17 protein-coding genes, 1 tRNA gene and 1 other RNA gene are annotated in these 14,533 nt (G+C 69.2%); 12 read left to right on the top strand and 7 right to left on the bottom strand.

Annotation, left to right across the window (positions count from 1 at the left end; genetic code table 11):
- Positions 1–62 precede the first annotated feature (62 nt).
- The 4 genes from recR to ffs form a co-directional block, all read right to left on the bottom strand.
- Positions 63–656 (bottom strand): recombination mediator RecR, encoded by a 594-nt coding sequence (gene recR / locus ACLQ2S_RS26155; RefSeq protein WP_155214327.1) that lies wholly within the window; start codon positions 654–656, stop codon positions 63–65.
- Between the two features lie 6 nt (positions 657–662).
- Positions 663–971, bottom strand: a complete 309-nt coding sequence (locus ACLQ2S_RS26150) for a YbaB/EbfC family nucleoid-associated protein (protein WP_155214759.1) — start codon at positions 969–971, stop codon at positions 663–665.
- 129 nt (positions 972–1,100) lie between these two features.
- Entirely contained in the window at positions 1,101–3,701 is a 2,601-nt protein-coding gene (locus ACLQ2S_RS26145; protein WP_425703567.1) for a DNA polymerase III subunit gamma and tau, read from the bottom strand.
- A gap of 191 nt (positions 3,702–3,892) precedes the next feature.
- Positions 3,893–3,982, bottom strand: an RNA gene (ffs, locus tag ACLQ2S_RS26140) — signal recognition particle sRNA small type.
- A gap of 81 nt (positions 3,983–4,063) precedes the next feature.
- Here ffs and ACLQ2S_RS26135 point away from each other — a divergent pair.
- The 4 genes from ACLQ2S_RS26135 (at position 4,064) to ACLQ2S_RS26120 (ending at position 6,133) form a co-directional block, all read left to right on the top strand.
- Positions 4,064–4,148 (top strand) — tRNA-Ser (locus ACLQ2S_RS26135).
- Between the two features lie 242 nt (positions 4,149–4,390).
- Entirely contained in the window at positions 4,391–4,588 is a 198-nt protein-coding gene (locus tag ACLQ2S_RS26130) for a hypothetical protein (RefSeq protein WP_425703565.1), read from the top strand.
- 79 nt (positions 4,589–4,667) lie between these two features.
- Positions 4,668–5,033: a PadR family transcriptional regulator gene (locus ACLQ2S_RS26125; protein ID WP_425703563.1), complete on the top strand. Its 366-nt coding sequence runs from the start codon at positions 4,668–4,670 to the stop codon at positions 5,031–5,033.
- Positions 5,030–6,133, top strand: a complete 1,104-nt coding sequence (locus ACLQ2S_RS26120; RefSeq protein ID WP_425703561.1) for a hypothetical protein — start codon at positions 5,030–5,032, stop codon at positions 6,131–6,133. The genes ACLQ2S_RS26125 and ACLQ2S_RS26120 overlap by 4 nt, the downstream gene beginning before the upstream one ends.
- A 101-nt stretch (positions 6,134–6,234) precedes the next feature.
- Here ACLQ2S_RS26120 and ACLQ2S_RS26115 read toward each other — a convergent pair whose 3' ends face one another.
- Positions 6,235–6,480, bottom strand: coding sequence for a flavin reductase (locus tag ACLQ2S_RS26115; RefSeq protein WP_425703559.1), 246 nt, complete (start codon positions 6,478–6,480; stop codon positions 6,235–6,237).
- A gap of 239 nt (positions 6,481–6,719) precedes the next feature.
- On the opposite strand from ACLQ2S_RS26115, the gene ACLQ2S_RS26110 reads away from it, so the two are divergent.
- From ACLQ2S_RS26110 to ACLQ2S_RS26095, 4 genes are read left to right on the top strand one after another with little or no spacing between them, the layout of a single operon-like run.
- Entirely contained in the window at positions 6,720–7,487 is a 768-nt protein-coding gene (locus tag ACLQ2S_RS26110; RefSeq protein WP_425703557.1) for a Scr1 family TA system antitoxin-like transcriptional regulator, read from the top strand.
- Complete coding sequence (locus ACLQ2S_RS26105) at positions 7,478–7,684, top strand: DUF397 domain-containing protein (RefSeq protein ID WP_155214326.1); 207 nt, start codon at positions 7,478–7,480, stop codon at positions 7,682–7,684. Before ACLQ2S_RS26110 ends, ACLQ2S_RS26105 begins: the two co-directional genes overlap by 10 nt.
- Positions 7,685–7,727: 43 nt before the next feature.
- On the top strand, positions 7,728–8,285 hold the full coding sequence (locus ACLQ2S_RS26100; RefSeq protein ID WP_425703556.1) for a hypothetical protein: 558 nt from the start codon (positions 7,728–7,730) through the stop codon (positions 8,283–8,285).
- Between the two features lie 39 nt (positions 8,286–8,324).
- Entirely contained in the window at positions 8,325–8,855 is a 531-nt protein-coding gene (locus ACLQ2S_RS26095; protein ID WP_425703554.1) for a hypothetical protein, read from the top strand.
- Between the two features lie 24 nt (positions 8,856–8,879).
- Here ACLQ2S_RS26095 and ACLQ2S_RS26090 read toward each other — a convergent pair whose 3' ends face one another.
- Positions 8,880–10,109, bottom strand: coding sequence for a cytochrome P450 (locus ACLQ2S_RS26090; RefSeq protein ID WP_155214324.1), 1,230 nt, complete (start codon positions 10,107–10,109; stop codon positions 8,880–8,882).
- Positions 10,110–10,343: 234 nt separating this feature from the next.
- Between ACLQ2S_RS26090 and ACLQ2S_RS26085 the strand changes: the two genes are divergently transcribed.
- Together ACLQ2S_RS26085 and ACLQ2S_RS26080 are read left to right on the top strand one after the other, a co-directional pair.
- Complete coding sequence (locus ACLQ2S_RS26085) at positions 10,344–11,261, top strand: DNA-processing protein DprA (protein ID WP_425703552.1); 918 nt, start codon at positions 10,344–10,346, stop codon at positions 11,259–11,261.
- The gene (locus ACLQ2S_RS26080; RefSeq protein ID WP_425703550.1) at positions 11,248–12,015 is read left to right on the top strand and encodes a phosphoribosyltransferase; all 768 of its coding nucleotides are present in this window, start codon (positions 11,248–11,250) and stop codon (positions 12,013–12,015) included. The genes ACLQ2S_RS26085 and ACLQ2S_RS26080 overlap by 14 nt, the downstream gene beginning before the upstream one ends.
- 195 nt (positions 12,016–12,210) lie before the next feature.
- Here ACLQ2S_RS26080 and ACLQ2S_RS26075 read toward each other — a convergent pair whose 3' ends face one another.
- Positions 12,211–13,266 carry a hypothetical protein gene (locus tag ACLQ2S_RS26075; protein WP_425703548.1) on the bottom strand — a complete coding sequence of 352 codons (1,056 nt, stop codon included), beginning with the start codon at positions 13,264–13,266 and terminating at the stop codon, positions 12,211–12,213.
- Positions 13,267–13,496: 230 nt separating this feature from the next.
- On the opposite strand from ACLQ2S_RS26075, the gene ACLQ2S_RS26070 reads away from it, so the two are divergent.
- Together ACLQ2S_RS26070 and ACLQ2S_RS26065 are read left to right on the top strand one after the other, a co-directional pair.
- A complete protein-coding gene (locus ACLQ2S_RS26070) occupies positions 13,497–13,649 on the top strand; it encodes a hypothetical protein (protein ID WP_425703575.1) in 153 nt (50 codons plus the stop codon).
- Positions 13,650–13,697: 48 nt separating this feature from the next.
- Complete coding sequence (locus ACLQ2S_RS26065; RefSeq protein WP_425703546.1) at positions 13,698–14,477, top strand: DUF4231 domain-containing protein; 780 nt, start codon at positions 13,698–13,700, stop codon at positions 14,475–14,477.
- Positions 14,478–14,533 lie beyond the last annotated feature (56 nt).

The raw sequence follows: 14,533 nt of genomic DNA, 5'->3' as shown, positions 1-14,533 counted from the left end.
TACATCGATTGTCGGCTAGCCAGTCCACATGTTAGACCGCCACAGTGGAGCCAGGGCCGTCCTCACACCGCCCGGCGGCCCTCGAAGGCCCGGCCCAAGGTGATCTCGTCGGCGTACTCCAGGTCGCCGCCGACCGGCAGCCCACTGGCCAGCCGGGTCACCGCGATCCCCATCGGTTTCACCATCAGCGCAAGGTAGGTCGCGGTCGCCTCGCCCTCGGTGTTCGGATCGGTGGCCAGGATCAGCTCACGGACCGCACCGCCGCCGAGGCGGGTCATCAGCTCACGGATGCGCAGGTTGTCCGGCCCGATGCCCTCCAGCGGATTGATCGCACCACCGAGCACGTGGTAGCGACCCCGGAACTCGCCGGTCCGCTCGATCGCCACGACATCCTTCGGCTCCTCGACCACGCAGACCACCTCGTCGGTGCGGCGCGGGTCGCGGCAGATCCGGCACTGGTCGGACTCGGCGACGTTGTAGCAACTCGTGCAGAACCGCACCAGATCCTTGACCTTGCGCAGCGCGCTCGCCAGGCGGTTGACGTCGGCCGGGTCGGCGGACAACACATGGAAGGCGATCCGCTGGGCGCTCTTGGGGCCAACCCCCGGCAGCCGCCCCAACTCGTCGATCAGATCCTGGATGGCGCCCTCGTACATGCGGACTCAGAACCCGGGCAGGCCGAGGCCGCCCATCCCACCCGCGACCGGGCCCATCTTCTGCTCGGTCAGCTCGCGGGCCGCCTCGGTGGCGTTGTGCAGCGCGGCGACGACCAGGTCCTCCAGGGTCTCCACGTCGTCCGGGTCGACGGCCTTCGGATCGATCTTGATGCTCTTGACGTCGCCGGAACCGGAGACGACAGCGGTGACCAACCCACCGCCAGCGGTGCCGGTCACCTCGGCCTCGGCCAACTCGGCCTGCGCCTTGGCGATCTGCTGCTGCATCTTCTGCGCCTGCTTCAGCATCTGCTGCATGTTCGGCTGTCCACCAGGCCGCACGATGACTCCCTCAACTCGCCTACGCTGCCGCCGCTCACCCTAACGTCCCCCACCGACCTACCCCGCGCGGCGCACCCCGTACTCGCGCCGGTCGGGGCGGCGGAGTCAGTCGCCGACCTTCTCGACGCTGCCGAAGGTCTCCCGAAGCAGCCGTACGGCCTGCTCCTCGCTCGACTCGCGGGCGGTCTTCTCGTCGATGATCTCGTCGAGCGGCTCGTCCCCCGGGTCGAAGCCCTCGTAGGTGGCGGTGACGGCCGGTTGGGCACCGCCGGGACGTCCCGCGCCGCCGCGCAGCGGGCCGTCGAAATCCGGGTCGTACGGTGGCTCGCCGGCGAACTCCACGTCCGCGGTCGGCCGGACACCCTTGGCGGTACGCGCACCCCGCCCGGCCGCCGCCGCCCGTGCTGCCGCGATCGCGCTGCTCACCGGAGGGCTGCCGGTTCCGTTGGGCCCGGCCGCCTGGCGTGGCGTGCCGTTCGACCCAGGGCCGCCCGAAGCGGCGCTCCCCCCACTGGCGGGCGAGCCAGCCACCCCGTTTCCGTTGGCCCGACCCGCCGCGCCGCCCGGTGAACCGTTGCCCGGAGTCACGCCACGGGCAGCCGGGTCCGCCGAAGTGTCGGACGCCGCCGCCCGGGAGGCACCCGACGGGCCCCCTGCCGCAGCGGCGGAGACGCCGCCGGGGCGGGCGGCCTCCGGCCAGTCGTCGTCGGAGCCGCCACCGCCAGCGGACGGATCACTGCCACCTGGGCGGGCCGGTTCCGGCCAGTCGTCGTCGCCCTCGGCGGCGTCACCGGGCCGACGAGCGTTGCCGGAACGACCCCGGTCGGCACGCCCCGGCGGTGTGTCCGGGCTGGCGGTCGCCGGAGCAGCGCTGGGAGCGGCGGTGCCGCGCGACGGACCGAGCGATACTCCGCCCCGCTCGCCGGCCACCTCGCACCGGATCTGCCAGCGTCCGCCCAACTCCTCGTAGAGCGCGTCGGTGAGCACCTGCGCGTGGTCGGACATCATCCGGGCCAGCACCGCCGACTTCACGGTGAGCACCAGAGTGTCCCCGTCGAGGTCCCGGACGACGGCGTCCCGCATCAGCGCGGCGATCCGCTTGTTGCTCCGGTTGACCTTGCCGACCACCTCCGGCCAGACCCGGCGCACCGCCACCGCGTCCAGCACGCCGGGGCTCACCGCTCCGGGGCGGGGCGGCTCCGGGGTCGCCGGGTCGGGCATGACCGCCGACGCCGGCACCGGTCGCCGGGGCGCGGCGACACCATCGGTCGCCCCCGGCCGACCGCCATCCGGCCCACCGGCCGGTGTGGTGCCGGTGTGGGCTCCACCCGCTGCGGTACCACCAGCCCTCGGGCCACCGTTCGAGGTCACGCCGCCACGTGAGGAGTGCGGGTGACCGTTGCCGGGATCGACAGGTGGGGCGTCGGTAGCCGGCGCGGCAGCGCCGGTCCCGGCCCGGTTCGCGGCGGGAGGCTGCGTGCGTACGGCCGGGGGGTTGGCGGCGGGCGCGGAGTCGGCGGCGGCCGACGGCGCGTCGGTGCCGACGACGGTGAGCCGCCGCTCCATGCGTTCGAGGCGCTGGAGCAGACCACCGGTCGAGTCGTCCACGCCCGGTAGCAGCATCCGGGCGCAGATCAACTCCAGCAGCAGCCGGGGCGCGGTGGTGCCGCGCATCTCCACCAGGCCGTCGTGCACGATGTCGGCGCAGCGGGACAGGGTGCCCGGCCCGAGCCGCTGGGCCTGGGCGGTCATCCGCTCGATCTGGTCGTCCGGCCCGTCGATCAGCCCCTTGGCCACCGCGTCGGGCACCTGCTGGAGCACGATCAGATCCCGCAGACGTTCCAGCAGGTCGGAGGCGAACCGGCGGGGGTCGTGCCCGGCCTCGGCGACCCGGTCGACGGTGGCGTACGCGGCGGCACCGTCCCCGGCGGCGAGGGCGTCGCACATCTCGTCGATCAGCGCCGCGTCGGTCACCCCGAGCAGCGCGGCGGCTCGGGCGTAGGTCACCCCGTCGGGACCGGCACCGGCGATGAGCTGGTCGAGTACGGAGAGGCTGTCCCGGGCGCTGCCGCCACCGGCCCGCACCACCAGCGGGAACACCGCCGACTCGACCTGCACCCCCTCGGCCTCGCAGAGCTGCTCAAGATAGGGCCGGAGCACCTTCGGCGGGATCAGCCGGAACGGGTAGTGGTGGGTCCGCGACTTGATCGTGCCGAGGACCTTCTCCGGCTCGGTCGTGGCGAAGATGAACTTGACGTACTCCGGCGGCTCCTCGACCAGCTTGAGCAGGGCGTTGAAGCCGGCCGACGAGACCATGTGCGCCTCGTCGATCACATAGATCTTGAAGCGGCTGTTGGCGGGCGCGAAGAACGCCTTCTCGCGCAGCTCACGGGCGTCGTCCACGCCACCGTGGCTGGCCGCGTCGATCTCGATGACGTCGATCGAGCCGGCCCCGTCACCGGCCAGCGAGCGACAGGAGTCACAGGTGCCACAGGGCTCCGGGGTGGGCCCGTGCTCACAGTTGAGCGAGCGGGCCAGGATGCGGGCGCTGGAGGTCTTGCCGCAGCCGCGCGGGCCGGAGAAGAGGTACGCGTGGTTCAGCCGCCCGCTACGCAACGCCTGCGACAACGGCTCGGTGACGTGCTCCTGCCCGATGACCTCGGCGAAGGTACGCGGCCGGTACTTGCGGTAGAGCGCCAGTGCCACGGCGTCCCGCCTCCTCTCGACCGAGCCATTCTGCGCCGCCCGCGCCCGCCCCACCACCCGCCCCGCTGACCGCGGTGCAAGGAAGGGCACCTTATTAACGCCTCCGGTAGAGGAAGGGGCCCCTCTTAACACCTGAGCCGGCAGCACCCGGGCACAGCGAGTGAGGTGGGAGACACCGGAGGCGGAGACAGAAAGGCCTCCCGTGCACCCGGCAGAGCTCGCTTATCCTTGCTGCCTTCCGGCCCTGGGGAGGTTCACGAGATACCGCCGCACGGGAGGTACGCCCAGCCTACCCGACCGATCGTGGATCCTCAGGGGGTGGTGGGGTGGGAAGCTCGGCGCAGACCTGTATCCTGGCTCGCGGAGGATTCGCCTAGAGGCCTAGGGCGCACGCTTGGAAAGCGTGTTGGGTTAACACCCTCACGAGTTCGAATCTCGTATCCTCCGCTCACCTGAGCAGCACAGACGCCAGGGCCGGCCCCCACGGGACCGGCCCTGAGTCGTGCCTAGGGTCGCTTTCGTCTCAGTTGTCTTCTTGATTGCCCCGTTCCGGCTGACCAGGCGACTGTTTCCCGGGTCAGCGTCTTGTCGGGCAGGGCGATGATGGGGCCGTGAGTCCCCGTGCCCGCCGTGCGGTCTCCCACTGGCGCAGCAAAGGCCCGACAGGGCTCGCGCGCGTGTGCTGGACGGTGATCTTCTGGGCTGGCTACGCCGTCTGGACGTGGTTGGTCTACGACTGGGCCGCCGAGCACGGTCATCAACTCCTGTTGGGCGGTTATCACCCGTGGTACCTCGCGGTGGCGGCGGTGACGTACTGGCCAGTGGCCTGCTCGCTTTGGTGGTCCATGTATTCCAAGGCCGGTCCCGTGCCGTGGTTGCGCGGTTGATCAGGACTTCTTCGATCACGGGTTCACCTCGTCCGACAGAACGGTGGACGATATATGACGGTGACCGTACTATCGGCTCATGCAGGAACCTACCTTTCTGATCCTCACTGCGCTGGCCGCGCAGCCGTTGCACGGCTACGGGGTCATCCGGGCGGTCGACGAGCTGTCGGCGGGCGAGGTCAAGCTGCGGCCGGGCACCCTCTACGGCGCGCTGGACCGGCTGGCCGAGCAGGGGCTCGTCACCGTCGACCGGGAAGAGGCCGTCGAGGGCCGCCTCCGTCGCTACTACCGGCTCAGCGATTCCGGGGCCGCCGCGTTGCAGGCACAGGTTGAGCGACTGCGCCGACACGCCGCTGCGGCCGAGGCCCAGTTGGGCAAGCGTCTCGGAAACGCGCTGAGCTTCGGCCCGGCAAGCGCCCCGATCGCGAGTGTGGTGACCGGATGACCGCCGCCTGGCCGAGCGCCGATGACCGTCTGGTGCGCGGCTACCGCAGACTCCTGCTCGCCTACCCCAGCCGACACCGGCGGCGGCACGGCACCGAAGTGGTGACCACGCTGCTGGAGATGGCCGAACCGGGTCAGCGCCGCCCCCGTCTCGCCGAGGCCGTGCACCTGGTCGCCAGTGGCCTGCGGCTGCGGTTCCGGTTGCCCGCCGGTCGCCCGCTCATGGCGCTTGCCGCACTGCTCACCGCGTTGACCATGGGCGGCTTCGGTGCCGCCGCCGGCTCGTGGCTCGGCGCCCAGACCTTCGCGGACCTGCCCGACGACGCCGCTCTGACCCGGCTTGTCCAGCAGGCCGGCGCGGACGGCGCAGAACGCCACTCTCACTCGACGGGGTCGCCGTGGATGGCGGAAGGAGTCGCCGTGCACGGCCCGCTGGACGGCACATGGGACGCCGAACAGGTCCGGCAGCGTTTCGCCGCAGATGGCTGGTCGGTTTCCGGCCTCAAGCCGCGCAGCGGTGGGAACGGCATCTTCCACGAAGACGAATCGATCACCTATGTTCCGTTGCACGGCGCATGGTTCTCGGCCACGTCGAACGGCCTGATCCTCCATGTAGACGGCTTGGCCCCCGCAGACTCCCGTTTCGTCGACACGGGCATAGGTCACGTCGTAATCGATGCGTGGCCGGAGCGTACCGTCGCCTTCCTGCCGCTGGTCGTCCTCGGCACGATCGGCGGGCTGCTCGTCGGCTGGCTGCTCGCGGCAGCCGTCGCGTACCGGATGGTGGCCGCGCCGCCCGCAGGCCGCCGCGCCGCCGCCGCTCTCTGGGGTGCGGCCCTGTTGACGCTGGCCCTGCCGGTGGTCGCGCTCTACGGCAATGTCATGCGGGTCTTCCGGGACGGCAGCCGCCACGAGGGCTCTCCGCTGACCGTGCACAGCGCCTTCACACCCGGCGAGTACTACCCGTTCGGCCCACAGTGGCTGGTGCTCGGGCTCACCGTCGCCGGGCTCACCGTCGCCGGGCTCGCGGTCGCCGTCGCCGCGGTCCTCGCCGCCCGCCCGGGCGAGCAACAACCTCAGCCCGCCGTGGTGCCGGGCTGAGCGCGGCAACGGGGGCAGGGACCGTTCCGACGGGAGCGGCCCCTGGTCGCGCGCCGGGCCCGTCCCGGTCCGGCACCTTCGGCGGTACGCGGACAGCCTCCTCATCTGCGCCCACGCGCCCAGGACACGAAGCGGTCGAACAGCGCCATCGGCGGCGTGGTGTCACCGAGTTGCGGGGCGGCCTCCGCGAAAAGCTCTGCGAGGTGGACCAGCAGGGCTACCCGGTCCTGCCGGTACTCCCCGAGCAGCCGTAGCTTCGCCGCCCCACATGGCCATCCGGCGCCGCATCCCCGGCACCGCCACGTCGGGCGGGACGGCACGTGCGACGCACCGCGTTCCCGAGCCACCCGATCACCTCCCGACGCCACAGACCCGACCCGGCCCGACGCCGCTGTCGAGTAGTGGAAGGGGGCCGCCGTGGTTGCTCGCCCGACGGCGGCCCCCGGACGTCACGACCGCCGGGTCAAGGGGGATGAACCTCCACCGGCCGCGCCGTCGCCACCTCAACTTCCCCTAGGTAACGGGACAACTACATGGCGTGTGGGTATGGTCGGCGGATATTCGAGACGTCCGATGGGAGGCGGCCATGAACGACGCGCTGCGGGTGGCGCTAAGGGACACCGGACACACGATCGAGTCGCTCGCGGAACGCGTCGGCGTCGACCCGAAGACGGTCAGCCGGTGGCTGCTCGAAGATCGGATCCCGCACGCCCGGCACCGCCTGACGGCGGCGGATGCCCTCCGCAAGAACGTCTCGGACATTTGGCCGGACATTTCGAGACGTCGTGCGCTGGCCTGGTTCCGACCGTGGCAGGAGATCGAGCGCGAGGCGACCACGCTGCGTTGGTTCGAATCCCTGGTGGTGCCGGGCCTGCTCCAGACCGAGGCGTACGCCCGCGCGGTGCTCACCGGCGGCGGCCTGATCCCCCGCAGCGAGGTGGAGCGCCTGGTCGACCACCGGATGGCCCGCCAGTTGGTCCTGCGCCGGGAGGAGCCGCCGCTGTTCACCGCCGTGCTGGACGAGGCGGTGTTGCGTCGGCCGGTCGGCGGCCCGGCCACCATGCGCGAGCAGTTGCTCGCGCTCGTCGAGGCGTGCGCCGAGCCGCACATCCGGATCCATGTGGTGCCGTCCACAGTGGGCGAATACGCTGGGTTGAACGGCCCGTTCATCATCGCCACCGCGCCGGATCACCGCATCGCCGGCTACCTGGACAACCAGGTGCAGGGGCAGGTGGTCAGTGAGCAGGCCGAAATCGCGGCGATACTGGCCGCCTGGGAGAACGTACGCGGCGAGACGCTGTCGCACTGGCAGTCGGTCGACCTGATCAAGGAGGTGGCGCAGTCATGGCAGTGAACGACATCCCGGTGCTGTCCGGTGCCCGCTGGCGCAAGAGCAGCCGCAGCAGCGGCAACGGGGGAGCTTGCGTCGAGGTCGCCGACAACCTGCCCGGCGTGGTGGGCGTACGCGATTCGAAGGACCCGACCGGGCCGGCGCTGATCTTCACACGGGCGGCCTGGCGCGCCTTCGTCGCCACGGTCGACAAGACCTGACTCCCGTCGTACACATGTTCTATCCACAGGCTGTGGACGCGGGGTGAGTTACCAGCTCAGCGCGATCGTCGCGGACGCCGAACTGTTGCGCGAGCAGACCCGCGAGCTGGACTACGCCGTCCCCGGAAAGCTGCGACAGGACTTCGCGCTGCTGCCCGTCACGCCGCAGTTCGTCGAGGAGTTGACCGGCACACCTCCCGACTACACGACCGACGAGCCCGATCCGGAGCACCCGTTCACGCTGATCCTCTCCCCCGCGCTGACCGACGCCCTGGCCCGCTGGTCACTGCGCGGGCCGGTCGCGTACGTCGAGGCGGAGTTCGCCGGAGGGGCCGGGCACCAGGCGGCGGCGGTCTGGCTGGACGGCACCCTCTCCTGGGGTCCGCGCTTCGACGCGGCGTTCGACGGCCCGCGCCCCGGATGGCCGATCAACGCGGCCCTGGTCGAGCTGGGCGCGGAGCCGGGGCAGTGGATCGACCCCTTCGCTGAGCTGGGATTACACGTCGAGCGGAGCACCGAAGGTTGGCTCGCGCACGGCCGACGAGGGCTCAGCGTCGACTACTGGGACGAATTGGCAGACGAATGGGAGTCCCGGCAATAACCTCAGCGCCCCCGTCACGTTGGGGACTGGGGGATTCTGATGAAATTGCGACAATTCGGCTTCATCGCCGCACTACTTCTGGCTGCCTCGGCATCGGGTAGCGGAGTCATGCCACCGGACACCATCGCCGTCCGCGAGCCCGTCGCCTCGGTCAGCGTCGTCGATCTCGACGGGCTGGCCGATGTGGACTTCGGCGCGTCGGAACGCGAGCTGGCCCGGCGCGGCATCCTGCGTACCGACGTCGACGCCTGCGGGCCGACGCTGGCCGGGCATGACGAGATCAGCCCGATCTTCATCGATGATCGACTGGTGCTGCTCTGGGCCGGCGACCCGGTCCGCACCCCCGAGGGGATCTCCGCCGGCTCACCCATCGCCGAGGTCCGGGCCCGCTATCCGACCGTACGCGACCTTCATGCCCCACAGGGGACGTACCGTTTCGACGGTCTGCTCGCCCGCGACGGCGACCGCGCGTACCTGTTCCTGCACGACGGCCAGACCGTACGCAAGATCATCGTTGGTTACGCCACCTGGGCGCACCGCCTCTTCGTCGACGGCCACGCCCCCTGCTGACCCGGCCTCACCACCTGGCCGGTTTCACCAGGTGACCGGTAGTGCGGCAGGGCCGAGGATGGCGTGTCCCTGCTTCCATCGGACCTCGTCCGGGGCCACGGCGAGCCGCAACGTCGGCAGCTCCCGCAGCAGCAGCGCCAACGCGACCCGCACCTCCAAAGCGCCCAGGTGTGCGCCGATGCAGTAGTGCGGGCCGTACCCGAACGAGAGGTGCGGGTTCGGATCACGCCCGAAGTCCATCCGCTCCGGGTCCGGGAAAACCCGTGGATCCCGGTTCGCGGCGTCGTGCGACGGGATCACGATGTCACCCTCGGCCAGCCGCGTACCGCTGGGCAGGGTCACATCCGCCATCACCCGCCGGGGCATCTCGTCACCGTTCGAGGTCGAGTGCAGCCGTTCCAACTCGGTGACCGCCCCGTCGACCGCCTCCGGATGCGCCAGCAGGTAGTCCCACGCGTGGTCGTGCCCGGCGTACGGGCAGGTGCGCAGCAGATACAGGAAGGTCGAGATGGAACTGGAAGTGGTTTCCCACCCGCCGACGATCAGCGAGAGCGGCAGTTTGACCTGAACGTCCAGCGGCTGGTTCGCCGCCGCCGTGGCGATCCGGGTCAGCAGGTCTTCGCGGGGGCAGCCCCGCCGCCCGTCCAACTGCTGCCACAGATAGCCGCCCATCTCCTCGGCGGACCGGGCGGCGTCCGCCCGACTGAGGTCACCCGACCCCATGAACATGTCGCCCCAGCGGTGGAACTGCGCCCGATCCGGCTCCGGCAGGCCGAGCAGGTCGGAGATCACGTTCAGGGCGAACGGCACCGCGAAGTCGCTAACCAGATCGGCCTGACGATCCTTGGCGACCAACACCGCGAGCTGCGCCTCGGCAGCGGCGCGCACCGTGTCGCGCAGCTCGGACACAGCCGGTTTGGTGAAACTGTCCTTCACGGTGCCCCGGACCGCGGCGTGTTCCGCCCCGTCCATGCCGAGCATCGTCCCGGACACGTCGACCTGGTCGGCGTGGGCCGCAGCGGCGCGGGAGAAGAGATCCTGCCGCCGAAGCACCATCCGGACGTCGTCGTACCGGCAGACCAACAAGGCCGGGAGCCACTCCCCGCCGACCTGTCGCACCACCGGCAGCACACCGGACCCCGAGGCGGCGATCCGCGCGTAGAGGGGATGCTTGTCCGGTCCCGTTGTCCGATCGATGCCATCCGCGTCGACGTTCAACGGGTGCCGCACGGGATCAACATCGATAGACGCCATGGGGCCACCATGCACGACGAACCTCGCCACCTGCAAGATCGTTGTCGATTTGGGCGCCACGCAACCGACGACGCCGCACGACCGACCCGCAAGGCCAGACAACGCCACAAACACGACAAACGGAAACCGTCGTACGGCTGTACGAAACTTAGAGTCGAGGGTCAACCGAAGGGAGGAGCGGCAATGAGCTCCGTGTCGCTGCCGCCGGTAGATCGCACTCCTAGGATCACTGACATGCCGGAAGACCACCAGGCCCAGGTAGCAGCCCTTGTCGCGCTGCTGCGTCAGCCTGGTGTTCGCTGGACCGAGATAACCGCAGAGGTGCTTGCCGAGGGCAGCGCGCTTGCCGTCCTGCATCGCCACCTTGGCGCAGGGCAGACCCTGTTTGCTGACGACCCTGTGCGAGACGGGTTGAACGATGCGCTCGTTGAGCTGCGGACGTGGGCGGCGGACGGGATCGACGTGCACTCACTGTTCGATGACACCTATCCCGCGCGCCTGCGCGATATCCATCAGATGCCACCGATCGTGTTCACGCGCGGAACGCCTGCGGAGGATCGGCGAGCAGTGGCAGTGGTCGGGACCCGCCAGCCCAGCGACCATGGCATCGGCATCGCCGAGACCTGCGCAACCGCCTTGGCCGAGTCCGGCATCACCGTCGTTTCTGGTCTTGCTGCCGGCATCGACACAGCAGCCCACACCGCAGCCCTCCGCGCCGGGGGCCGCACCGTCGCTGTCATCGGTACAGGGGTCAACAGGTACTACCCAGCGGCCAACAGAGCTCTCCAGGATCAGATCGTCAAAGACGGATTGGTGCTCAGTCAGTTCTGGCCAGACGCGCCACCCGGCAAGCACACTTTTCCCATGCGGAATGCGGTTATGAGCGGCTATGCCGCCGCGACAGTCGTCGTTGAGGCGACATACCATAGCGGCGCGCGGATGCAGGCTCGCCTTGCGCTTCAGCACGGCCGCCCCGTAGTCCTGGCCAACTCGCTTCTTCAGCACGACTGGGCACGCGAGTACGCCACCCGACCGGGCGTCTACGTCGTGTCCACAGCTAATGAACTGGTGGCTACGGTCGATCTCATCGTGCGCCAGATACCCGAATCGCCCCAGGCACTTGAGGATCTGCCGCGCCTTGTCGACCTTTAGACAGTGGGCGATCGCCCAGCACGCCGAGATGCAGGTGGTTGAGCGACAGCGTAACTACCTACGCAACCCGCTACCAGCGGGAGATGGCATCTGCGCCGTCTGCCGCAGCACTGCGGGCAGTGGTTTCGAACTTTGCTACCAGTGCAGCCAGCACCGCTCGGCATCCGGCGGCATCCAGGCGGACATTGTCGCCCCGATCGCCTACTCAATCGCAGGCAAACAGCACGATCACAACCTGATCATTTACAAGTCGGCGCAGCCGTCGGCCGTCGCGATGGGAAACCTCTCCTCCCTCGCGATCCTCTACCTCGCATACCACTGGGACTGCTTCGCCAACATCCTCGGTGGCGCGTTTACACACATCGTTACGGTTCCCTCCACGCGCGGCCGAAGGGGCGAGCATCCGCTGGAAACCGTCGTCGCCAGACGTATTCCGCTGCCCGTGCTACGACCAACACCTAACTCTGCATACGGTGCCGACGACCGAACCTTCTACCGTGACCGCTTCTACCTGCCGACGGGCAGCGCGACCGGCAGCAGGGTGCTCCTACTTGATGACACGTGGACGACCGGGGGTCGAGTGCAGTCCCTGGCGTTCGCACTCAAGGCGGCTGGCGCGACAGCGGTCGCAGCGGTGATCATCGGCCGACGGGTGAACCCAGACTACGGCCCGTCGAAGCCGCTCGTCGATCGGCTGCGGGCAGCCCCCTGGTTCGACATCAACCGCTGCGCACCGTTCGGCAGACCGCATTAGCAAAAGAACCACCAAGCGGAACGCCCGGCTGGTCCTCACGGATCTGCCGGGCGTTCTCGCTGTTCACGAGCGGTGGCGGAGGGAGTCGCACACAACGTCTCCGGTGCCTTCTGTCGTAGGAGCACCGCCGTCAGTTCGTACGGGCGGCGTAGCACCCCGGACTGCCGTGGGACAACGGCCACCGGCTTACCGCGGTCAGTAATTCCGCGACTGCTCGACCGGCCCGGTGCCCGGCACACTCGCGGGCGGGGCTCCCGGCGTGCTCGTGGGCAGGGTTCCCGGCATGCTCATGGGCGGGGCTCCCGGCGTGCTCGTGGGCAGGGACGGCTGCAGGGCCTCCAGCGCCCGGCTGATGCCCAGGCCGACGACGATCGCCAGCGCGAAGACGACCGTCGACAGCCACCGGGGGCCGTCCGCGACGAGGATGGTCCTCTGCACCAGGCTCAGCAGGACGACCCCCAGCACGGTGCCCGCGAAGCCGCCCCGTCCGCCGGCCACGCTCACGCCGCCGAGCAGGACAGCACCGGCCACCAACGCCAGCTGGCTGATGTCGGTCGACAGGACTGTGGCGCCGATCCGGCCGGTCAGCAGGACTCCGGCCGCGCCCGCGATCAGGCTGGAACCGCCCAGGCCGACGACCGCGCCCAGCAGCCGGGCGCCGAACGGCGACGGCGGCTCCCCGGCGACGACCCGGTTGCCGCTGAGCGCCCGCCGCACCGCCGGGATCGACCACAGCGCCGCGCCGCCGATCGACAGCAGGAGAAACAGCACCAACCACTTGGCTGCGGCACTGTCGGACCGGATAGCACCTTCCTTCGCGAGCCGCTGCGGACCGCCGCCGCCGGTGACGGCGAGCAGGATGCCCTGCGTCAGCGCTAGCCCGCCCAACGACACCGCCCACCCGGGTGCCCGCAGCAGCCCGGCGACCAGGCCCATCCCGAGACCGAGGAACGTCGCGGCGGCGATCGCGGCGATCGCCGCGACGAAGACCGGGGCGCCGGAGTCGAGCACCTCCGCGTACGCCACGCCGGCGAGGGCCGCTGCGGCGACGACCGCGAGGTTGGGCGTGGCGGTGCGTAGCGACAGCGCGAAAGCGGTCGCCAGCAGGCCGACGAAGGCGATGTCGTACACCAGCAGCGACAGCCGCGACCCGTCTTGGGAGTACCACACCACTGCGGCGACCACGGTCAGCACCAGCAGCACCGCCTCCCACAACAGGTGCGGCCGAACGGAGCCCCCGGAACGGGACATGACCGGTCCGGCGGGTGCCGCCGGTTGTGCAGGTGTGATGACCACAGCGATTCCCTCCTTGTGCGGATGCTGACACTAACCCGAAGGTCACCGCAGATACACGAGCCCGGATACCTAGGGTCGAGTGCTCAGCTCCGCCCGGACGCTCGCCGCAGCCGCCAGGCGCTCACAGCCCGCCCGCCACGATCGCCCCACGGTCTCTGGTGAACTGCCGACTGTTAATCCTCGGCGTGGCCGAACGGGTGGTGATGGGCATCACGGGCTGGTCCAACTTGGCAACAGCGATCCGCTATCTGCACCGCACTGCGCAGGTGCGCCGCGACATTGCCCAACAGATCGGCGGGCTGCTGTGGACAACCGGGAAGCAAGTGTCGATAACCTGACCGCACTTTACCTTGTCCGTGAGACACAATCGACCATAGCGTTACTCCATGCGGTCGAGGATTTCACGGTTTTGGAGAAGAAGTAGCGACACAAGGGAAGAAAAATGGCTGAGCATTATCAGCGACAGCTCCAATAGCTGGAACCCCGACCACATCAGAAGCCAGATCCTTGACGCCGAAGAGAAGCTTCATCTTCAGGTCTTATGGCGAAAAGTCGGGATCACCTGGATCCTGATAGGAAACGCCGCCCTCATAGCGGTGGCAATAACCGCGTCTTTCGCTACTTTCGACCAGCTATCCCAGTTCTCCGTACATCTGTACATTGCGTGCGCCGCATCACTGCTGGCTTCACCAGCACTAGCCTACTTGCAGTACAAGCGCATGAGGAACACCCGCCTAATCATCAAAAAGCTCCACGTCGTCCGTCGGCGCACCCAGGCCGAGCAGGACAAGAGCACGAGCAGCGATAACGACTCGGCACTACTCGCACAGAAGCGTTACAGAGACGATGTCCCCGACCTGGTCTCGCAGTTCCGCGAAGATGCAGGACGAACGCGGGGGATCCACAACCGCTTTCAGAGCGTGATCATCGTCGGCTCCGTAGCCACCTCCGCGATTGCCACCGCGTCCGTGTCTTTCAGCCAGGCAAGGTGGGCAACTGTGGCGGCTAGCGCCGCCGTGGGACTAGCCGCAGGGTTCACCGGGTACTTCAAATACCACGAGCGCAGCTTCAATTCGCAACAGACGGCCGACGCGATCGAACGCGAGTACGAAGCTGTCGAGCTTCGCGTGGGTAAGTACGCGGGGCTAGCCTCGGCCCTTCAGTAAGGGCTGCCCGCATCGTGGATCATGAAAGAGGAAGTGCCTTCTGATCTGGGAAGATC

Origin of the sequence: Micromonospora sp. DT48 (assembly GCF_049844495.1) — a bacterium.
In the GTDB taxonomy this organism is placed as follows: domain Bacteria; phylum Actinomycetota; class Actinomycetes; order Mycobacteriales; family Micromonosporaceae; genus Micromonospora.
The sequence above is the reverse complement of the archived record's forward strand: the minus strand, read 5'-3'. Positions and strand labels throughout refer to the sequence as shown.